Here is a 20,047-nt window from a genome sequence, read left to right on the forward strand (position 1 = left end):
CGCCGGCTGCGTCACTGCGTCCCGCGCGCCGGCCGTGCCGCGCGTGTGCCTGTTTCGTCGCGCGACGCCCGCGCGGACGCTTCCAGGTGGCCGGGGGTACGCGGACCCAGCGGTCGTCGGGCGGACGGCGGCTGGCAGAGTGGAGGGGTGAGCCGTACCCCGCAGGGCCAGCGAGCCAGCCTGGACAAGCAGCCGCACGAGGTCGCCGCGATGTTCGACGGCGTGGCGGAGCGTTACGACCTGACCAACACGGTGCTCTCCTTCGGTCAGGACCGGTCCTGGCGTCGGGCCACCCGCGCCGCGCTCGGCCTGCGGCCGGGTGAGCGGGTGCTGGACGTGGGCGCGGGCACCGGAGTCTCGACCCGTGAGCTGGCCCAGTCCGGGGCGTACGCGGTCGGCGCCGACCTGTCGCTGGGCATGTTGTACGCGGGCAAGCGGGCCCGGCCCGAGGTGCCGCTGCTGGCGGGGGACGCGCTGCGGCTGCCGTTCGCCGACGCCAGCTTCGACGCGGTGACCATCTCGTTCGCGCTACGCAACGTCAACGACACCGACGCGGCCCTGCGCGAGCTGGCCCGGGTCACCCGGCCGGGCGGACGGCTGGTGGTCTGCGAGTTCAGCACCCCGGTCAACCCGGCTTTCCGGACGGTCTACCTGTCGTACCTGATGCGGTCCCTGCCGGCGGTGGCCCGCAGCGTGTCCAGCAACCCGGAGGCGTACGTCTACCTGGCCGAGTCGATCCGGGCCTGGCCGGATCAGGCCGCGTTGGCCGGACGGGTCGGTGTGGCCGGGTGGGGCCGCGTGGCGTGGCGCAACCTGACCGGCGGCGTGGTCGCCCTGCACCGGGGGATCCGCGAGTAGTCGCGGACGACGACCCGATCTGGACATAATTCGGGTTTCGCCAATACCGGCATTTAGTCCACTTTGCCCGGTACGCTCGTCGGCATGACCGGAGCAGACCCGGCGGACCCGGTGGCCGCCACCGACGACGACGCGGCCGAACTCATCGCGCAACTGCGTGCGCTGGCCGGTGCCGACCCCGCGGACGTCCGGCAGGTGGTCGCCGAGGTGCTGGCCGCGCTGGACCGGGCGGCCGGGGGTGCGTTACGTGAGCATCTGCCGGAATCCATCCGGGTCGACGCCGGCCTGGACGCGCCCAGTCGGGCCTGACAGCTGCCCACTGTGGACGGTCACCGGCTGTAACACCAGCGAGTTAGGTACCCCTGGCGCTGCGCAGGTATGACACCGGTCATACACTCGTCCCGTCTGGCTTGTGAAGCATTTCACGAGCGTGCGGGAGGAGGCGCGAATGACCGCGGTGGAACACGACGCCGACGTCATCGTCGTGGGCGCCGGTCCCGGTGGATCAGCGACTGCGTACCACCTGGCCCGGCACGGCGCACGGGTGCTGGTGTTGGAGAAGACCGAGTTCCCTCGGGAGAAGGTCTGCGGCGACGGGCTGACCCCGCGCGCGGTGCGGCAGCTCATCCGGATGGGCGTGGACACGTCGCCCGAGGCCGGCTGGCTGCACAACCGGGGCCTGCGGGTGATCGGCGGCGGCGTACGCCTCGAACTGGACTGGCCCGACCTGGCCAGCTTCCCCAACTACGGCCTGGTGCGTACGAGGCTCGACTTCGACGACCTGCTCGCCCAGCGGGCGGTGGCCGCCGGCGCCGAACTGCGCACCAACGTCAACGTGCTGGGCCCGGTGCTCGACGACGACGGCCGGGTGACCGGCGTCGAGGCGGAGGTGGGGCCGGGCAAGGAGCCCGCCACCTTCCGCGCTCCGCTGGTCGTGGCGGCCGACGGGGTCTCCGGTCGGTTCCCGCTCGCGCTCGGGCTGGCCAAGCGGGAGGACCGGCCGATCGGCGTGGCCGTCCGCCGCTACTACCGCTCACCGGTCAAGCACGACGACAACTACCTGGAGTCGTGGCTGGAGCTGCGCAGCAAGGACAGCGGCGACAACCTGCTGCCCGGGTACGGCTGGATCTTCGGCCTCGGTGACGGCCGCGTCAACGTCGGCCTCGGCGTGCTCAACTCGTCCTCCGCGTTCGGCAAGACCAACTACCGCAGGCTGCTCACCGACTGGCTCGCCAACACCCCCGAGGACTGGGGAATGACCGACGAGGCCAACGCCGAGGGCCCGATCCTCGGCGCGGCGCTGCCGATGGGCTTCAACCGGGTGCCCCACTACACGCGCGGCGTGCTGCTGGTCGGCGACTCCGGCGGCATGGTCAACCCGTTCAACGGCGAGGGCATCGCGTACGCCATGGAGTCCGGCGAGTTGGCCGCGGAGGTTGTGGCCCAGGCCCTCGCCCGGCCGGCCGGCCCGGAGCGGGAGCGGGCGCTGATGGCGTACCCGAACGAGCTGAAGGCCCGGCTCGGTGGCTACTACCGCCTCGGCGGCATCTTCGTGAAGCTGATTGGCCGTCCGGAGATCATGCGGATCGCCACCAAGCACGGAATGCCGCACCCGACGCTGATGCGATTCGTGCTCAAACTGTTGGCCAACCTGACCGATCCCCGTGGCGGGGACGCGATGGACCGGGTCATCAACGCGATGACGAAGGCGGCTCCGGCCGTGTAATGCGATCGATGACTGCGGCTCCCCGCCATCGCCGACGCTGGCGGGGGACCGGCTGGACAAACCGTATCGGTGCTGGTCACAGCCCTGAGCGGGATGGAGATCGACCCCCGGCGGCAGCCACCGCGAGGGACGTGAATAGTGTGATTTTCGTCAAGCACTGAGGGCAGGGAAGGACGAGCAGGAGAAAAGATGTCGCTCTCGCCTTATGCACCGATCATCGGGCTCTTCGCCCTCGCCGCGGCGTTCGCGCTGTTCTCCGTTGGCGCCGCCCGTCTCACCGGTCCCCGTCGATACAACAAGGCCAAACTCGAGGCTTACGAGTGCGGCATCGAGCCGAGCCCCCAGCCGATTGGCGGTGGTCGGTTCCCGATCAAGTTCTACCTGACGGCGATGCTCTTCATCGTCTTCGACATCGAGATCATCTTCCTCTACCCCTGGGCGGTCTCGTTCGACGCTCTGCCGATCTTCGGCTTTGTGGAGATGGTCCTGTTCATCGTCGCGGTCTTCGTCGCGTACGCCTACGTGTGGCGGCGCGGCGGCCTGGACTGGGACTGAGGAAGGAACGTCAGATGGGCATCGAGGAGAAGCTTCCCGCCGGCGTCCTGCTCACCTCGGTGGAGAAGCTGGTCAACTGGTCCCGGAAGTCGTCCGTGTGGGGCGCCACCTTCGGCCTGGCCTGCTGCGCCATCGAGATGATGGCCGCCGGTGGTCCGCACTACGACATGGGCCGCTGGGGCATGGAGGTCTTCCGGGCCTCGCCCCGGCAGGCCGACCTGATGATCGTCGCCGGCCGGGTGAGCCAGAAGATGGCACCGGTGCTGCGCCAGATCTACGACCAGATGGCCGAGCCCCGCTGGGTGCTCTCGATGGGCGTCTGCGCCAGCAGCGGCGGCATGTTCAACAACTACGCGATCGTGCAGGGTGTCGACCACGTCGTGCCGGTCGACATGTACCTGCCCGGCTGCCCGCCCCGGCCCGAGATGCTCATCGACGCGATCCTCAAGCTCCGCGAGAAGATCATGTACGAGCCGCTCGGCGCGAACGGTCGCAAGATGCTGGCGGCCCGCCAGGAGCGCGGTGACGTTCCGGTCGTGCCGTACGGCTCCATGCCGTCCTCGTACCGCAGCGACAAGGCCCGGCGTGCCGAGTGGACCCAGGCGGTCCGCGAGGGGCGCGAGGAGCAGTTGCGGATCGAGAACTGGATGAACGCCCAGAACCACCTCCACCCGCAGGTAGGCCCCAAATGACGTCACCCACCGACAAGCCCAACGACGGCGGGGTGCCGGTGCCGGTCACCCCGGCCGGCGCCAGCGGCACCGCGCCGGCCGAGTACCCGCCGTCCAGCCCGGCCGGCCGCGGGATGTTCGGCAACCAGGGCACCGGCGACGTGTCCGGCTACGGCGGCCTGGTCCGCCAGCGCCAGCCGATCGAGGAGGCCACGCGGCCCTACGGCGGCTACTTCGACGAGGTCCGCGACGCGTTGGAGGAGGCGTACCCGGCCTTCGGTGACGCGATCGAGAAGGTCGTCGTCGACCGGGGTGAGCTGACCCTGCACGTCCGTCCGGAGCGGATCGCCGAGGTCTGCCAGGTGCTGCGGGACGACATGGCGCTGCGCTTCGAGCTGTGCTCCTCGGTGTCCGGTGTGGACTACCTCGGTGCCGACGAGCGCCGGCTGCACGTGGTCTACCTGCTCACCTCGATGACGTACCGGCGTCGGGTCCGGCTGGAGGCCGCGGTCTCCGTCGAGCAGCCGCACCTGCCCAGCGTGACCGCCGTCTACCCGACGGCGGACTGGCAGGAGCGGGAGGCGTACGACATGTTCGGGATCGTCTTCGACGGCCACCCCAGCCTGACCCGGATCCTCATGCCGGACGACTGGGAGGGCCACCCGCAGCGCAAGGACTACCCGCTCGGTGGGGTGCCCGTCGAATACAAGGGCGCCGAGATCCCGCCGCCGGACCGGAGGAGGTCGTACCAGTGACGACGTCGAACTACGCGACCGAGCACGAGACCACCGAGGGTCGGGTCTTCACCGTCACCGGTGGTGACTGGGACACGGTCGTCTCGGGCACCGACCCGCTCCACGACGAGCGGATCGTGGTCAACATGGGTCCGCAGCACCCGTCCACGCACGGGGTGCTGCGACTGGTCCTGGAGCTGGAGGGCGAGACGGTCCGCGAGGCCCGCTCGGTCGTCGGCTACCTGCACACCGGCATCGAGAAGAACCTCGAGTACCGCAACTGGGTGCAGGGCTCGACCTTCGTGACCCGGATGGACTACCTCGCCCCGATCTTCAACGAGACGGCGTACGCCCTCGCCGTCGAGAAGCTGCTCGGCATCACCGACGACATCACCGAGCGGGCCACCACCATCCGCGTGCTGATGATGGAGCTCAACCGGATCTCGTCGCACCTGGTCTGGCTGGCCACCACCGGCATGGAGCTGGGCGCCATCTCGATCATGTTGTACGGCTTCCGCGAGCGGGAGTACATCCTCGACATCTTCGAGACGATCACCGGCCTGCGGATGAACCACGCGTACGTCCGGCCGGGCGGTGTGGCGCAGGACGTTCCGGACGAGGCGATCGTCAAGATCCGCGACTTCCTCAAGATGATGCCGAAGAAGCTCAAGGAGTACGAGGACCTGCTCTCCGGCCAGCCGATCTGGACCGAGCGCACCAAGAACGTCGCGGTGCTGGATGTGACCGGGTGCGTGGCGCTCGGCATCACCGGGCCGGTGCTGCGCTCCGCCGGACTCGCCTGGGACCTGCGCAAGACCATGCCGTACTGCGGCTACGAGACGTACGAGTTCGACGTGCCGACGCACCCCGACGGTGACGTGTGGGGCCGCTACCTGGTCCGCCTCGCCGAGATCCGGGAGTCGATGAAGCTGGTCGAGCAGGCACTGGACCGGCTCCGGCCGGGCCCGGTGATGGTCGCCGACCGCAAGATCGCCTGGCCGGCCCAGCTCGCCATCGGCGTCGACGGCATGGGCAACTCGCTGGAGCACGTCGCGAAGATCATGGGTCAGTCGATGGAGTCGCTGATCCACCACTTCAAGCTGGTCACCGAGGGCTTCCGGGTCCCGCCCGGCCAGGTGTACGTCGGCATCGAGTCGCCTCGCGGCGAGTTGGGCGTGCACGCGGTCTCCGACGGTGGCACCAGGCCATACCGGGTGCACTACCGGGAGCCGAGCTTCGTCAACCTCCAGGCCCTGCCGGCGATGGCCGAGGGCGGCCTGATCGCCGACGTGATCGCCGGCGGCGCCTCGCTGGACCCCGTGATGGGTGGTTGTGACCGATGACCGTTTTCACTGACGAGACCCGGGAACGGGCGCGCGAGATCATCGCCCGCTACCCGGCGGACCGGTCCCGCTCGGCGCTGCTGCCGCTGCTGCACCTGGTCCAGTCGGAGGAGGGCTACGTCTCTCCGGCCGGTGTCACGTTCTGCGCCGAGGTGCTCGGCCTGAACAAGGCGCAGGTCGGCGCGGTGGCCACCTTCTACACCATGTACAAGCGCAAGCCGACCGGTGACTTCCTGGTCAGCGTCTGCACCAACACCATGTGCAACGTGCTGGGTGGCCAGGAGGTCTACGACACCCTCACCGAGCACCTGGGCGTCGGGCACGACGAGACCACGGCCGACGGAAAGATCACGCTGGAGCACGCCGAGTGCCTGGCGGCCTGTGACTACGGCCCGGTGATGACCGTCAACTACGACTTCTTCGACGGGGTGGATCCGTCCACTGCGGTCGGTGTGGTCGACGAGTTGCGTGCCGGTGGCCGGCCGATGCCGACCCGCGGCGCCCGGCTCTGCACGCTCAAGGAGATGGCGGTGCAGCTCGCCGGTTTCGCCGACGAGCGCGACGGCGCGGTCGCCGACGGCGGACCGGGCGAGGCCACGCTGCGCGGGTTGCGGCTGGCGCAGGAGCACGGCGTGTCGGTGCCGGGCTTCGACCCGAACACCCCGATCCGCAGCAAGGCCGAGGCGGACAAGGAGGCGGCGAAGGCGAAGGCCGCCGCCAAGCCGGCGCCCGCCGCGGCCACGGAGACCTCGCCGCCGGCTTCGCGCGACGCGCGGAAGGCGGAGGCCGCCGGTGCGGCGGCCAACGCGCCGGCCAGCGACCGCAAGCCCGCCGGCGACTCCACCGGCGCGCAGGAGCGCAACCTCACCGAAGCGTCGGCGAGCGCCGATGGCGCGAACTCCGCCGCCGCGAACGAAACGGGGGCCCAGAAGTGACCACTCCCCGCCAGGAGACGCTGGCCAAGCTGACGCCGGTGCTGACCAAGCGCTGGCTGTCGCCGGACGCCTGGCGGATCGGCACCTATGAGCAGTTGGACGGCTACGCCGCGCTGCGCAAGGCCCTCAAGGCCCACCCGGACGACCTGATCCAACTGATCAAGGACTCCGGGCTGCGCGGGCGGGGTGGCGCGGGCTTCCCCACCGGTCTCAAGTGGGGCTTCATCCCGCAGGGCGACGGCAAGCCGCACTACCTGGTGGTCAACGCCGACGAGGGCGAGCCGGGCACCTGCAAGGACCTGCCGCTGATGACCCACGACCCGCACGCGCTGGTCGAGGGCGTGATCATCGCGTCGTACGCGATCCGGGCCAACCGCGCCTACATCTACATCCGCGGCGAGGCGGTGCACGCCGCGCGCCGGCTGCGCAACGCCGTCCAGGAGGCGTACGACAAGGGTTACCTCGGCCGGAACATCCTGCGCAGCGGTTACGACCTGGAGCTGGTGGTGCACTCCGGCGCCGGGGCGTACATCTGCGGCGAGGAGACGGCGCTGCTGGACTCGCTGGAGGGGTTCCGTGGCCAGCCCCGGCTGCGCCCGCCGTTCCCGGCCACCCACGGCCTGTACGCCAGCCCGACGGTGGTGAACAACGTCGGCACCATCGCCAGCGTGCCGCCGATCGTGCTCGGCGGGGCCGACTGGTGGAAGTCCATGGGCACCGAGAAGTCGTCCGGGCCGATGATCTACTCGCTCTCCGGTCGGATCGTGAACCCCGGCCAGTACGAGTGCTCGATGGGCGTGACGCTGCGCGAGCTGCTGGAGCTGGCCGGCGGGATGCAGCCCGGCCACAACCTGAGGTTCTGGACGCCGGGCGGCTCGTCGACCCCGCTGCTGGCGGCCGAGCACCTGGACGTGCCGCTGGACTTCGAGGGGGTGGCGGCGGCCGGCTCGATCCTCGGCACCACGGCCACCCAGATCTTCTCCGACCAGGACTGCCCGGTCTACGCGACCTACCGGTGGCTGGAGTTCTACCACCACGAGTCGTGCGGCAAGTGCACCCCGTGTCGCGAGGGCAACTACTGGATGGTGCGTGTCTACCGGCGGATCCTCGCAGGTCAGGGCACCCACGAGGACCTGGACACCCTGCTGGACACCTGTGACAACATCCTCGGCCGCTCGTTCTGCGGCCTCGGTGACGGCGCGACCAGCTCGGTGACCTCGTCGCTGAAGTACTTCAAGCAGGACTACCTCGACTACATCGAGGGACGTACCGCGCCGAAGCTCTCCGACAAGCAGCTGGTTGGAGCTCACTGATGACGGACGTAGCCAAGCAGACCGACACGGTCACGCTCACCATCGACGGCGTCGAGGTCACCGCTCCCAAGGGGACGCTGCTGATCCGGGCCGCCGAGCAGATGGGCACCGAGATCCCCCGGTTCTGCGACCACCCGCTGCTGGCCCCGGCCGGCGCGTGCCGGCAGTGCCTGGTCGAGGTGGAGGGGCAGCGCAAGCCTGTCGCCTCCTGCACCCAGACCGTCGCCGACGGCATGGTCGTACGGACCCAGCTCACCTCGCCGGTCGCCAAGAAGGCGCAGGAGGGGGTGATGGAGCTGCTGCTGCTCAACCACCCGCTGGACTGCCCGATGTGTGACAAGGGCGGCGAGTGCCCGCTGCAGAACCAGGCGATGTCCACCGGCCGTACCGACTCGCGCTTCCACGAGCACAAGCGGGAGTACGAGAAGCCGATGGCGATCAGCAGCCAGGTGCTGCTGGACCGCGAGCGCTGCGTGCTCTGCCAGCGCTGCACCCGGTTCTCCGAGGAGATCGCCGGCGACAAGTTCATCGACCTGATGGGCCGGTCGTCCGCCGAGGAGATCAACATCTACCGCGACGACGCGTATGGCGAAGAGGGCGACGCTGGGGACGTCCCGTTCAACTCCTACTTCTCCGGCAACACCGTGCAGATCTGCCCGGTGGGTGCGCTGACCGGCGCCCAGTACCGCTTCCGGGCCCGCCCGTTCGACCTGGTCTCCAGCCCGAGCGTCTGCGAGCACTGCTCGGCCGGCTGCGGGCAGCGCACCGACTGGCGGCGCGGCAAGGTGCTGCGCCGGCTGGCCGGCGACGAGCCGGCGGTGAACGAGGAGTGGAACTGCGACAAGGGTCGCTGGGGCTTCCAGTACACCCGGGCCACCGACCGGCTGACCACCCCGCTGGTCCGCGACGACAGCACCGGTGAGCTGCGCGAGGCGTCCTGGAGTGAGGCGCTCACCGTGGCCGCCGAAGGGCTGCGCGCTGCCCGCGACAGCGGCCAGGGCACGGCGGTGCTCACCGGCGGTCGGCTGACCGTCGAGGACGCCTACGCGTACGCGAAGTTCGCCCGGGTGGCACTGAACACCAACGACATCGACTTCCGGGCCCGGCCGGTCTCCCGCGAGGAGGCCGACTTCCTGGCCAGCTCGGTCGCCGGGGTCACCGACGTCACCTACACCGACGTGGAGAACGCGCCGGCGGTGGTGCTGGTCGGCCTTGAGCCGGAGGAGGAGTGCCCGATCCTCTTCCTGCGGCTGCGCAAGGCGTACCTGAAGAAGACCCTGACGGTGTACGCGCTGGCGCCATTCGCCACCCGCGGCCTGGAGAAGCTCGGCGCCAAGCTGGCCCGGGTGGTGCCGGGCGAGGAGGCGAGCGTGCTCGCCGAGCACGCCACCGTCGCCGAGGCGCTGAGCGCGCCGGGCGCGATCCTCATCGTCGGCGAGCGGCTGGCCAGTGTGCCGGGCGGGCTCTCCGCCGCGGCGGACGTGGCCCGGCGTACCGGCGCGAAGCTGGCCTGGGTGCCGCGACGCGCGGGTGACCGTGGCGCTGTCGACGCGGGTTGCCTGCCCAACCTGCTCCCCGGCGGCCGGCTGGTCAACGAGCCGGCCGCGCGGGCCGAGCTGGGCGAGGCGTGGGACATTCCGGCCGGGGTGATCCCGAGCCAGGCCGGTCGGGACACCGACGGCATCCTGGCGGCGGCCGCCAACGGGCAGCTCGGCGCGCTGGTGGTCGGCGGGGTCGACCCGGCCGACCTGGCCGACCCGCGACTGGCCGAGACCGCCCTGGACGCGGTGCCGTTCCTGGTCAGCCTGGAGCTGCGCGGCAGCGCGGTGACCCGGCGGGCGAACGTGGTCCTGCCGATCGCGCCGGTGGTCGAGAAGGCTGGCAGCTTCCTGGACTGGGAGGGCCGGCTGCGTCCGTTCGAAGCGGTGCTGAAGACCGCGGCGATGACCGACGGCCGCGTGCTCGACACGCTGGCGGCGCTGCTCGACGTGCGACTCGGCACGGCCGACGTGCCGAGCGTGCGCCGCGAGCTGGGCTCGCTGCCGGCCACGCGTATGTCTCGCCCGGCCCCGCCGTCGGTGTCGCCCGGCGCGGCGCCGCAGACGCGCGCCGGGGAGGCCGTACTGGCCACCTGGCACCAGCTGGTCGACCTCGGCAGCCTGACCGACGGCGACGAGCACCTCGCCGGAACCGCCCGCCCGCCGGTCGTCCGGTTGGGCAAGGGCACCGCCGAGGCGCTCGGTGTCGCCGACGGCGACGCGGTCACGGTCGGCACCGACCGGGGGGCGTTGACCCTGCCGGCGGCGCTCACCGAGATGCCGGACGGCGTTGTCTGGCTGCCGACGAACTCGCCGGGCTCGACCGTGCGACGGAGCCTCGGGGCGACGTCCGGCACGGTCGTCCGGATCTCGGTCCCCGCACCGAGCGTGGCCGTGCCGGCCGGGCGGGTGGCGGCCGACGAGACCGGTCTCCCGGGTCCGCTCCTCAACGCTGGGGGTAACCAGTGAGTCCGTCCTACCTCGCCCAGGACCCGACTCTGGCCGACTTCGGCCAGGATCCGTTGTGGCTGGTCCTCATCAAGATCCTCTTCGCGTTCGTCTTCGCCGTGCTGGCCACTCTGCTCGGCGTCTGGTTCGAGCGGCGCGTGGTGGGCTTCATGCAGGTGCGGCCCGGCCCCAACCAGGTCGGTCCGTTCGGTCTGCTGCAGACCCTCGCCGACGGCCTGAAGCTGGCCTTCAAGGAGGACATCCTCCCGAAGGCTGCGGACAAGGTCGTCTACTTCTTCGCGCCAGTGATCTCGGTGGTCTGCGCGGTCACCGCGCTGTCGGTGATGCCGTTCGGCCCGATGGTCAGCATCTTCGGGCACCGGACGCCACTGCAGGTCACCGACGTGCCGGTGGCCGTCCTGCTGGTGCTGGCCCTGTCGTCGCTCGCGGTGTACGGCATCGTGCTCGGCGGCTGGGCGTCCGGCTCCACGTACCCGCTGCTCGGCAGCCTGCGCTCCGCCGCCCAACTGGTCTCCTACGAGGTCACGCTGGGCCTGAGCGTCGTCGCGGTGTTCATGACCGCGGGCACGATGTCCACCAGCGGCATCGTGGCCGCCCAGGGAGACGCCACCCAGCTCAGCATCGGCGGCGCCACGATCCACGCGCCCGGCTGGTACGGGATCCTGCTGCTGCCGAGCTTCGTCATGTTCTTCATCGCCATCGTCGGTGAGACGAACCGGGCGCCGTTCGACCTCCCCGAGGCGGAGTCGGAGCTGGTGGCGGGCTTCCAGACGGAGTACAGCTCGCTGAAGTTCGCGCTCTTCATGCTCAGCGAGTACGTCGCGATGGTGACGATGTCGGCGTTCACCGTGACGCTCTTCCTCGGTGGCTGGCACGCGCCGTGGCCGATCACGATCTGGGAGGGCGCCAACTCCGGTTGGTGGCCGATGCTCTGGTTCTTCGGCAAGGTGATCGCGCTGGTCTTCGTCTTCGTGTGGCTGCGCGGCACGCTGCCCCGGCTCCGGTACGACCAGTTCATGCGGCTCGGCTGGAAGGTGCTGCTGCCGATCAACCTGGTCTGGATCCTGGTCCTGGCGGGCCTGCGTTCCATCGAGGACTGGGACTCGCGCGGCAAGCTCATCGCGGTAGGCATCCCGGCCGGCATCCTGCTGATCGCCACGCTGTTCTGGCCGAACCGCAAGCCGACGCCGACGCCGACGACGCAGGAACAGGTGGACAGCCGGCCGTACGGCAGCTTCCCGCTGCCACCGATGGATCTACAGGTACCACCGAGCCCGCGTATCACGCGCGTGGTCGCCGAGCGGGAGCCGGCCAACATCGCCGGCTCGGACTCCAGGGAGGTGTGACGTGGGCGCGATCACCGGAACGTTCAAGGGATTCGGGGTCACCTTCTCGCACATGTTCAGGAAGGTCGTCACCACCGACTACCCGTTCAAGCCGCCGGTTTCGGCGCCGCGCTACCACGGGCGGCACATCCTCAACCGGCACCCGGACGGCCTGGAGAAGTGCATCGGCTGCGAGCTGTGTGCCTGGGCCTGCCCGGCGGACGCGATCTACGTCGAGGGTGGCGACAACACCGACGAGCAGCGCTTCTCGCCGGGTGAGCGGTACGCCAGCATCTACCAGATCAACTACGCCCGGTGCATCTTCTGCGGGCTGTGCATCGAGGCCTGCCCGACCCGTTCGCTCACCATGAGCAACGAGTACGAGCTGGCCCGGGACAACCGGCAGGACCTGATCTTCACCAAGGAGCAGTTGCTGGCACCGCTGCTCGAAGGCATGGAGCAGCCGCCGCACCCGATGCGGCTGGGCGACAGCGAGAAGGACTACTACGTCGGCGCGCTGGACAACCCGGGCACCTCCGCCGGTGCCGAGACGTCCCCGATGAGCCCCGGCCGCTACCAGGTCGAGGAGCACCCCGGCGTGACGTTCCCGGGCGCCGAGCAGGCCGCCCAGCGCGCGGCGGCCGGCAAGGGAGAGGGAGCATGACCACGTCTACGGTGCTGGCCGCGGCGGGCGGGGTGTCCGGCGGCGAGCAGGTCACCTTCTGGATCCTCGCGCCCCTCGCGCTGGTCGGCGCGATCGGGATGGTGGCCGCCCGCAACGCCGTGCACTCGGCGCTCTGGCTGGTGCTCACCATGCTCTGTCTGGGCGTGTTCTACGTGCTCCAGGCCGGGCCGTTCATCGGCATGGTGCAGATCATCGTCTACACCGGCGCGATCATGATGCTGTTCCTGTTCGTGCTCATGCTGGTCGGCCGGGACGCCTCCGACTCGCTGATCGAGACGCTGCGCGGCCAGCGGGTCGCCGCCATCGTGCTGGGCGTGGGCTTCGCCGGCCTGATCGGCAGCGGCGTCTACCACGCGCTGGACGGCACCACCGCGGTCGGCCTGGAGCAGGCCAACGCGGAGGGCAACGTGGAGGGCATCGCCCGGCTGCTCTTCACCAAGTACGTCCTGGCGTTCGAGTTGACGTCGGCGCTGCTGATCACCGCGGCGGTCGGTGCCATGGTGCTCGCGCACATCGAGCGGCGTAAGCAGGACAAGGTCGACCAGCCGTCAACGATGCGGGCTCGCTTCGCGCCGGGCAACTACCCCGGCCCCAAGCCCGGCCCCGGCGTCTTCGCGACGTCCTCCTCGGTGGCCACCCCGGCCCGGTTGCCCGACGGCCGCCTGACCGACCGCAGCACCCCGGCGATCCTTCCGCAGCGCGAGCTGACCGCCGAGGAGACCTCGCTGAAGGGGACGGACAAGTAATGGAATCGTTCTTCTCGGTCGAGCCGAACTACTACCTGGTACTCGCCGCGGTGCTGTTCACCATCGGTGCCGCCGGGGTGCTCGTCCGGCGCAACGCGATCGTGCTGTTCATGTGCGTGGAGCTGATGCTCAACGCGGCCAATCTGACGTTGGTCACCTTCAGCCGGATCAACGGTGACCTCAACGGCCAGATCATGGCGTTCTTCGTGATGGTGGTGGCCGCGGCCGAGGTCGTGGTCGGGCTCGCGATCATCATGTCGATCTTCCGGACTCGACGCTCCGCGAGTGTCGACGACGCCAACCTGCTCAAGTACTAAGGGGCAAGCAGTGGAAGAGAATCTGGCGCACGCCGCAGCGGCGCCGCTCGGCGACGTCGCTTACGCATCGGCAGGTGGCTTGCTCGGCGGCGTCTGGCTGCTGGTGGCGATCCCGCTGGTCAGCGCCGCCGTCCTGCTGCTGCTCGGCCGGCGGGCCGACCGCTGGGGGCACTGGTTGGGCGTCGCCGCCATCGGCGCCGCGTTCGTGCTCGGCCTGACCTTCTTCTTCCAGCTGCGCGGCTTGGAGAACAAGTCGGTCGAGCTGAGCCTCTGGGACTTCATCGCGGTCGGTGACCTGCGAGTCGACTTCGGCATGCTGTTCGATCCGCTGGCCGCGGTCTTCGTGCTGCTGATCACCGGCGTGGGCTTCCTGATCCACCTGTACGCGGTGGAGTACATGGCGCACGACCCGGGCCGCCGCCGGTTCTTCGCGTACTTCAACCTGTTCGTCGCGGCCATGCTGCTGCTGGTGCTCGGCAACAACTACGTGATGTTGTACTTCGGCTGGGAGGGCGTCGGTCTGGCGTCGTACCTGCTGATCTCCTTCTGGTACGGGCGGCCGAGCGCGGCCACCGCCGGCAAGAAGGCGTTCCTGATGAACCGGGTCGGCGACGCCGGCCTGGCCATCGGCATCTTCATCATGTTCGCCACGCTGGGCACCACCCAGTACGACGAGGTGTTCAACGGCGTCGGCGCGCTGACGAGCACCACGGTGCTGGTGCTCGGCCTGCTGCTGCTGCTCGGCGCGGCCGGCAAGTCCGGCCAGTTCCCGCTCCAGGCGTGGCTGCCGGACGCGATGGAGGGCCCCACCCCGGTGTCGGCCCTCATCCACGCCGCCACCATGGTCACCGCGGGCGTCTACCTGATCGCCCGGTCCAACCCGATCTTCTCCGCCAACTCGACGCTCCAGCTCGTGGTGGTCAGCGTCGGCGCGCTCACCCTGCTGATGGGCTGCATCATCGGCGCGGCCAAGGACGACATCAAGCGGGTGCTCGCCTGGTCGACGGTGAGCCAGATCGGCTACATGTTCCTCGGCGTCGGCCTGGGCGGTGGTGCGTACGCGCTGGCCATCGTGCACCTGCTGGCGCACGGGTTCTTCAAGGCCAACATGTTCCTGGGCGCCGGCTCGGTCATGCACGGAATGAAGGACCAGGTGGACATCCGTCGCTTCGGCGGGCTGTCGAAGTACATGAAGGTCACCTGGTTGACGTTCATGATGGGCTGGCTCGCCATCATCGGCATGTTCCCGTTCTCCGGCTTCTTCTCCAAGGAGCCGATCATCGTGGCCGCCTTCGAGCGGGAGGACTGGACCGCCTGGCTGTTCGGTGGGGCCGCGCTGCTCGGCGCCGGGCTGACCGCGTTCTACATGACCCGGCTGTTCGTGCTCACCTTCCACGGCCCGAAGCGGTGGACCGAGGACATCGAGCACCCGCACGAGTCGCCGAAGCTGATGACCATCCCGCTGATCCTGCTGGCGGTCGGCTCGGTCGGCGCGGGCTTCCTGCTCGCCACGTCGGTGCCGGACTGGCTGACGGCAACGGCCGGGCTGGGCGGCGAGCACGGGGAGCACGAGGCGGTCCTCTCGCACGCCGTGATCACCACGCTGTCGCTGCTGGTCACCGTGCTCGGTGCCGGGCTGGCCTGGTTCCTGTTCCGGGCCGGTACGGCCACCGCGCCGCAGCCGGCCGGGGTGCTGGTCACCGCCGCCCGGCGCAACCTCTACACCGACACGGTGAACGAGGCGGTCTTCGAGAAGCCGGGCATCTTCCTCACCCGGGCGCTGGTCTTCCTCGACAACCGGGGCGTCGACGGGCTGGTCAACGGGCTCGCCGCCGCTGTCGGCGGTGGCTCGGCCCGGCTCCGGCGCATGCAGACCGGCTTCGTCCGCTCGTACGCCACCTCGATTCTTGCCGGTGCGCTGCTGGTGATGGCGGCGTTCCTGGCGGTGCAGGCGGGGTGGTTCGCGTGATCGACCTCTTTCCGGCCGCCCCCGCCGGCGGAGTACGCATCCACGACGGAGGTAAGGCCGCATAATGTCCAACTTCCCGTTCCTCTCGGTGCTCACCGTGGCGCCGCTGGTGGGCGCCCTGGTGGTGGCCTTCCTGCCGCGCCGCCGGCCGGAGCTGGCCAAGCAGGTGGCGTTCGGCTGGTCGCTGCTGGTGCTGGTGCTCTCGGTGGTGATGTGGGTCAGCTTCAACGCTGGCGGTGACCGGTTCCAGTTCCGCGAGTCGTACTCGTGGATCCCGAACTGGGGCGTCAGCTTCACCTTCGCCGCGGACGGCATCGCCCTGGTGATGCTGATGCTTATCGCGGTGCTGGTGCCGTTGGTGATCCTGGCGTCCTGGCACGACGCGGAGTCCTCCAAGCGGTCCATCCCGGTCTACTTCGCGCTGCTGCTGATCCTCGAAAGCACGATGATCGGCGTCTTCGCCGCCGCCGACGTCTTCCTGTTCTACGTGTTCTTCGAGGTCATGCTGGTGCCGATGTACTTCCTGATCGGCAGCTACGGCGGCCATCAGCGGCAGTACGCGGCGGTGAAGTTCTTCCTCTACTCGCTGGTCGGCGGTCTGTTCATGCTGGCCGCGGTGATCGGGCTCTGGGTGGTCGGCGGGAAGACCTTCGACTGGCAGGCGCTCTCGCAGGTCGACATCAGCACCGGCACCGAGCGTTGGCTGTTCCTCGGGTTCTTCCTCGCGTTCGCCATCAAGGCCCCGTTCTTCCCGTTCCACACCTGGCTGCCGGACGCCGGTGGTGCCGCCCCGGCGGGTGCCGCGGCGCTGCTGGTCGGCGTCCTGGACAAGGTGGGTACGTTCGGCATCCTGCGGTACTGCCTGCCGCTGTTCCCCGAGGCGTCGAAGTGGTTCGCGCCGTGGGCGCTGGCGCTGGGCGTGATCGGCATCGTCTACGCCGCGCTGCTGGCGGTCGGCCAGAACGACCTCAAGCGGCTGGTGTCGTACACCTCGATCGCGCACTTCGGCTTCATTGGGGTCGGCATCTTCGCCTTCACCACCCAGGCCGGCACCGGCGCGGTGCTCTACATGCTCAACCACGGGCTGGCCACCGGCCTGCTCTTCCTGGTGGTGGGCATGCTGATCGCCCGGCGCGGCTCGTCGCTGATCAGCGACTTCGGTGGCGCGGGCAAGCTGGTCCCGGTGCTCGCCGGGGTGCTGTTCTTCGCCGGTCTCGCCTCGCTCGCGCTGCCCGGCACCGCGCCGTTCATCTCCGAGTTCCTGGTGCTGATCGGCACGTTCACGGTGAACAAGCCGGTGGCGGTCATCGCCACGCTCGGCATCATCCTGGCCGCCGCGTACGTGCTGTGGATGGTGCAGCGCACCACGCAGGGCACGCTCAACCCGGCGCTGACCAAGATCGACGGGATGCGCCGGGATCTCAACCTGCGTGAGAAGGTCGTGGTCGCCCCGCTGATCGCGCTGATCGTGCTGCTCGGCTTCTATCCCAAGCCGGTCACCGACGTGATCAACCCCGCCGTCCAGGCGACCATGGACGACATCGGCAGGACCGACCCCGCCCCGTCGGTGGGCACCGTCCAGGAGGCGGCAAAGTGACCGAGTTGAAACTGCCGTCGCTCGACTACGCGGCGCTCGCCCCGATTCTGATCATGCTGGGCACCGCGTTGCTCGGTGTGTTGGTGGAGGCCTTCGTGCCCCGGCGGCTGCGGCACGTGGTGCAGCTGACCCTGGCGCTGCTGGCTGTCCTCGCCGCGCTGACCATGGTGGTCCTCAACGCCGACGACCGGCTCATCACGGCTGGCCAGGCCATCGCGGTGGACGGGCCGACGCTCTTCCTCCAGGGCGCGATCCTGGTGTTGGCCGCGATGGCGTTGCTGCTCATCGGTGACCGTTCGGTGGAGCGGGGCGGTGCCTTCGTGGCGCAGGCCGCGGTCACCGCCGAGTCGGCCGACGACCGGCGGCAGGCCGCGGGGCGCAACGGGCTCACCGAGGTGTATCCGCTCGTCACGTTCGCGATCGGCGGCATGCTGATCTTCGTGGCGGCGAACGACCTGCTGACCATGTTCATCGCGCTGGAGGTCTTCTCCCTGCCGTTGTACCTGCTCTGCGCGCTGGCCCGTCGCCGGCGTCTGCTGAGCCAGGAGGCGGCGATGAAGTACTTCCTGCTCGGCGCGTACGCCTCGGCGTTCTTCCTGTTCGGGGTTGCCCTGATCTACGGCTTCACCTCCGGGATCCCGGGGCGGGGTGCCGGGGTCGACTTCGCCACCATCAACGCGGCGGTGACCGAGTCGCCGGCCAGTCCGGTGCTGCTCTTCGCCGGCATGGCGCTGCTCGCCATCGGTCTGCTCTTCAAGGCCGGGGCGGCCCCGTTCCACGTGTGGACGCCGGACGTCTACCAGGGCGCTCCGACGCCGATCACCGGCTTCATGGCCGCCTGCACCAAGGTCGCCGCGTTCGGCGCGCTGCTGCGGGTCTTCCACGTGGCGTTCGCCGGTGCCAGTTGGGACTTCACCCCGGTGCTCGGCGCGGTGGCGGTGCTGACGATGCTGGTGGGCGCTGTGCTCGCGGTCACCCAGACCGACATCAAGCGGCTGCTCGCGTACTCCTCGATCGCGAACGCCGGTTACCTGCTGGTCGGTGTGCTGGCGCCGAGCCGCGACGGTCTCTCCGGCACGATGTTCTACCTGGTCGCGTACGGCTTCTCGGTGCTGGCCGCGTTCGCGGTGGTGACCCTGGTACGCGACGAGGACGGGGAGGCCACCCACCTGTCGCGCTGGGCGGGGCTGGGCCGGCGTTCCCCGTTTTACGCCGGGCTGTTCACGTTCATCCTGCTGGCCTTCGCCGGTATCCCGCTGACCAGCGGTTTCACCAGCAAGTTCGCGGTCTTCGGGCCGGCGCTGGACGGCGGTCACGCCTGGCTGGTGATCGCGGGTGTGCTGACCAGCATGGTGCTGGCGTTCCCGTACCTGCGGGTCGTGGTGATGATGTGGCTCTCCGAGCCGGGCGAGTCCACGCCGACGGTCACCGTGCCCGGCGGGCTCACCTCCGCCGCGCTGATGATCGGCGTGCTGGCCACTCTGGCGCTGGGTATCGCCCCGGCGCCGCTGCTGGACCTGGCCAACGGAGCCGCCGAATTCGTGCGCTGAGGCGAACCTCGGCCACCGGGGCCGGCACGCTTAACGGCGTGTCGGCCCTTGGTCGTATCCCCGACCCGGAGCAGGTCGAACGCGTGTGGCATGGTTGATAGCGTGGTGATTCCGGCTGGCGAGCGTTCAGGTGCCACCGGTTCCGGCGGTCGCCGGGGTCGGGTGAGCACGAGTCAGTTCGGCGCGCTCGGCCTCCATCTCGCCGATCCCCGCGTCGAGGCGTCCGTGCTGGGCCTGCTGGACAAGGTCGAGGTCGAGCTGCGGGCCAGTGTCGCCAGCGCCGACCCGTTCGTGACCGAGGCCGCCCGGCATCTCGTCGAGGCTGGCGGGAAGCGGTTCCGGCCGCTGCTGGTGGCGTTGGGCGCACAGTTCGGCGATCCCACCAGCGCGCAGGTGGTCCCGGCGGCCGTGGTGATGGAGCTCACCCACCTGGCCACTCTGTACCACGACGACGTGATGGACGAGGCGGCCGTGCGCCGGGGTGCGCCGAGCGCCAACTCGCGCTGGACCAACTCCGTCGCCATCCTGGTCGGCGACTACCTCTTCGCCCGCGCCGCGGACATCTCGGCCGACCTGGGGCCCGAGGCCGTGCGGTTGCAGGCGCGGACGTTCGCCCGGCTGGTGCACGGCCAGATCGCGGAGACCGTGGGCCCGCGCCCCGGCGACGATCCCGTGGCGCACTACCTGAGTGTGATCGCCGAGAAGACCGGCTCTCTGATCGCCACGTCGGCCCGCTTCGGCGGCATGTTCGCTGGGGCCTCCAGCGAGCACGTCGAGGCGTTGGCCGGGTACGGCGAGACGATCGGCGTCGCCTTCCAGCTCTCCGACGATCTGCTGGACATCGCCTCCGAATCGGAGCAGTCGGGCAAGACGCCCGGCACGGACCTGCGCGAGGGCGTCCCGACGCTGCCGGTGCTCTACGCCTGCGCGGCGGACGACTCCGACGCGTCCTCGGTGCGACTGCGGGAGATCCTGGCGACCGGCCCGCTGACCGATGACGCGTTGCACGCCGAGGCCCTGGGGCTGCTGCGGGAGAGCCCGGCGCTCAAGCGCGCCCGGGAGACCGTGCGCAGCTACGCCGAGGACGCCCGTGCCCGCCTGGCCCCACTCCCCGAAACCCCGTCGCGTGAGGCCCTGGAGTCGCTCTGCGACTACATCGCCGACCGCACCAGCTGACCCCGCACCCCCGGCACGCCGCGTGGCCCGGGTGCCAGCT

18 protein-coding genes are annotated in these 20,047 nt (G+C 70.0%); all 18 read left to right on the top strand.

The annotated features are described in order from the left end of the window. Positions 1–147 precede the first annotated feature (147 nt). The 18 genes from ABZ808_RS11525 to ABZ808_RS11610 all read left to right on the top strand — a co-directional run bounded on the left by ABZ808_RS11525 (position 148) and on the right by ABZ808_RS11610 (position 20,007). The gene (locus ABZ808_RS11525; protein ID WP_357003957.1) at positions 148–858 is read left to right on the top strand and encodes a demethylmenaquinone methyltransferase; all 711 of its coding nucleotides are present in this window, start codon (positions 148–150) and stop codon (positions 856–858) included. Between the two features lie 84 nt (positions 859–942). Further along, positions 943–1,167, top strand: a complete 225-nt coding sequence (locus tag ABZ808_RS11530) for a hypothetical protein (RefSeq protein WP_357003960.1) — start codon at positions 943–945, stop codon at positions 1,165–1,167. A 139-nt stretch (positions 1,168–1,306) separates the two neighbouring features. Further along, positions 1,307–2,584, top strand: a complete 1,278-nt coding sequence (locus tag ABZ808_RS11535; protein WP_357003962.1) for a geranylgeranyl reductase family protein — start codon at positions 1,307–1,309, stop codon at positions 2,582–2,584. Positions 2,585–2,773: 189 nt separating this feature from the next. Then, the gene (locus ABZ808_RS11540) at positions 2,774–3,139 is read left to right on the top strand and encodes an NADH-quinone oxidoreductase subunit A (RefSeq protein ID WP_357003964.1); all 366 of its coding nucleotides are present in this window, start codon (positions 2,774–2,776) and stop codon (positions 3,137–3,139) included. Between the two features lie 14 nt (positions 3,140–3,153). Further along, entirely contained in the window at positions 3,154–3,831 is a 678-nt protein-coding gene (locus ABZ808_RS11545) for an NADH-quinone oxidoreductase subunit B family protein (RefSeq protein ID WP_357003966.1), read from the top strand. Next, positions 3,828–4,565: an NADH-quinone oxidoreductase subunit C gene (locus ABZ808_RS11550; protein WP_357003968.1), complete on the top strand. Its 738-nt coding sequence runs from the start codon at positions 3,828–3,830 to the stop codon at positions 4,563–4,565. Before ABZ808_RS11545 ends, ABZ808_RS11550 begins: the two co-directional genes overlap by 4 nt. Further along, on the top strand, positions 4,562–5,887 hold the full coding sequence (locus ABZ808_RS11555) for an NADH-quinone oxidoreductase subunit D (protein ID WP_357003972.1): 1,326 nt from the start codon (positions 4,562–4,564) through the stop codon (positions 5,885–5,887). The genes ABZ808_RS11550 and ABZ808_RS11555 overlap by 4 nt, the downstream gene beginning before the upstream one ends. After that, positions 5,884–6,822, top strand: a complete 939-nt coding sequence (gene nuoE, locus ABZ808_RS11560) for an NADH-quinone oxidoreductase subunit NuoE (protein ID WP_357003974.1) — start codon at positions 5,884–5,886, stop codon at positions 6,820–6,822. The genes ABZ808_RS11555 and nuoE overlap by 4 nt, the downstream gene beginning before the upstream one ends. Further along, complete coding sequence (gene nuoF / locus ABZ808_RS11565) at positions 6,819–8,135, top strand: NADH-quinone oxidoreductase subunit NuoF (RefSeq protein ID WP_357003975.1); 1,317 nt, start codon at positions 6,819–6,821, stop codon at positions 8,133–8,135. Before nuoE ends, nuoF begins: the two co-directional genes overlap by 4 nt. After that, the gene (locus ABZ808_RS11570) at positions 8,135–10,642 is read left to right on the top strand and encodes an NADH-quinone oxidoreductase subunit G (RefSeq protein ID WP_357003977.1); all 2,508 of its coding nucleotides are present in this window, start codon (positions 8,135–8,137) and stop codon (positions 10,640–10,642) included. The genes nuoF and ABZ808_RS11570 overlap by 1 nt, the downstream gene beginning before the upstream one ends. Continuing rightward, the gene (nuoH, locus tag ABZ808_RS11575; protein WP_357003979.1) at positions 10,639–11,988 is read left to right on the top strand and encodes an NADH-quinone oxidoreductase subunit NuoH; all 1,350 of its coding nucleotides are present in this window, start codon (positions 10,639–10,641) and stop codon (positions 11,986–11,988) included. The genes ABZ808_RS11570 and nuoH overlap by 4 nt, the downstream gene beginning before the upstream one ends. A 1-nt stretch (position 11,989) precedes the next feature. Then, a complete protein-coding gene (gene nuoI / locus ABZ808_RS11580) occupies positions 11,990–12,631 on the top strand; it encodes an NADH-quinone oxidoreductase subunit NuoI (protein WP_357003981.1) in 642 nt (213 codons plus the stop codon). Beyond that, on the top strand, positions 12,628–13,398 hold the full coding sequence (locus ABZ808_RS11585) for an NADH-quinone oxidoreductase subunit J (RefSeq protein WP_357003983.1): 771 nt from the start codon (positions 12,628–12,630) through the stop codon (positions 13,396–13,398). Before nuoI ends, ABZ808_RS11585 begins: the two co-directional genes overlap by 4 nt. Further along, on the top strand, positions 13,398–13,715 hold the full coding sequence (gene nuoK, locus ABZ808_RS11590; RefSeq protein ID WP_306272991.1) for an NADH-quinone oxidoreductase subunit NuoK: 318 nt from the start codon (positions 13,398–13,400) through the stop codon (positions 13,713–13,715). Before ABZ808_RS11585 ends, nuoK begins: the two co-directional genes overlap by 1 nt. Before the next feature lie 10 nt (positions 13,716–13,725). After that, the gene (gene nuoL / locus ABZ808_RS11595; protein ID WP_357003987.1) at positions 13,726–15,684 is read left to right on the top strand and encodes an NADH-quinone oxidoreductase subunit L; all 1,959 of its coding nucleotides are present in this window, start codon (positions 13,726–13,728) and stop codon (positions 15,682–15,684) included. A 64-nt stretch (positions 15,685–15,748) separates the two neighbouring features. Next, positions 15,749–17,281, top strand: coding sequence for an NADH-quinone oxidoreductase subunit M (locus ABZ808_RS11600; RefSeq protein WP_357003989.1), 1,533 nt, complete (start codon positions 15,749–15,751; stop codon positions 17,279–17,281). Further along, positions 17,278–18,831 carry an NADH-quinone oxidoreductase subunit NuoN gene (gene nuoN / locus ABZ808_RS11605; RefSeq protein WP_357003991.1) on the top strand — a complete coding sequence of 518 codons (1,554 nt, stop codon included), beginning with the start codon at positions 17,278–17,280 and terminating at the stop codon, positions 18,829–18,831. Before ABZ808_RS11600 ends, nuoN begins: the two co-directional genes overlap by 4 nt. A gap of 90 nt (positions 18,832–18,921) precedes the next feature. Continuing rightward, the gene (locus tag ABZ808_RS11610) at positions 18,922–20,007 is read left to right on the top strand and encodes a polyprenyl synthetase family protein (protein WP_357003993.1); all 1,086 of its coding nucleotides are present in this window, start codon (positions 18,922–18,924) and stop codon (positions 20,005–20,007) included. Positions 20,008–20,047 lie beyond the last annotated feature (40 nt).

Origin of the sequence: Micromonospora sp. NPDC047527, assembly GCF_040643015.1 — a bacterium.
In the GTDB taxonomy this organism is placed as follows: Bacteria; Actinomycetota; Actinomycetes; order Mycobacteriales; family Micromonosporaceae; genus Micromonospora.

Coding starts and splice junctions, on each gene's coding strand:
- ABZ808_RS11530 (WP_357003960.1), top strand. CDS start 943: ATGACCGGAGCAGACCCGGCGGACCCGGTGGCCGCCACCGACGACGAC.
- ABZ808_RS11535 (WP_357003962.1), top strand. CDS start 1,307: ATGACCGCGGTGGAACACGACGCCGACGTCATCGTCGTGGGCGCCGGT.
- ABZ808_RS11540 (WP_357003964.1), top strand. CDS start 2,774: ATGTCGCTCTCGCCTTATGCACCGATCATCGGGCTCTTCGCCCTCGCC.
- ABZ808_RS11545 (WP_357003966.1), top strand. CDS start 3,154: ATGGGCATCGAGGAGAAGCTTCCCGCCGGCGTCCTGCTCACCTCGGTG.
- ABZ808_RS11550 (WP_357003968.1), top strand. CDS start 3,828: ATGACGTCACCCACCGACAAGCCCAACGACGGCGGGGTGCCGGTGCCG.
- nuoE (WP_357003974.1), top strand. CDS start 5,884: ATGACCGTTTTCACTGACGAGACCCGGGAACGGGCGCGCGAGATCATC.
- ABZ808_RS11570 (WP_357003977.1), top strand. CDS start 8,135: ATGACGGACGTAGCCAAGCAGACCGACACGGTCACGCTCACCATCGAC.
- ABZ808_RS11585 (WP_357003983.1), top strand. CDS start 12,628: ATGACCACGTCTACGGTGCTGGCCGCGGCGGGCGGGGTGTCCGGCGGC.
- nuoK (WP_306272991.1), top strand. CDS start 13,398: ATGGAATCGTTCTTCTCGGTCGAGCCGAACTACTACCTGGTACTCGCC.
- ABZ808_RS11600 (WP_357003989.1), top strand. CDS start 15,749: ATGTCCAACTTCCCGTTCCTCTCGGTGCTCACCGTGGCGCCGCTGGTG.
- ABZ808_RS11610 (WP_357003993.1), top strand. CDS start 18,922: ATGGTTGATAGCGTGGTGATTCCGGCTGGCGAGCGTTCAGGTGCCACC.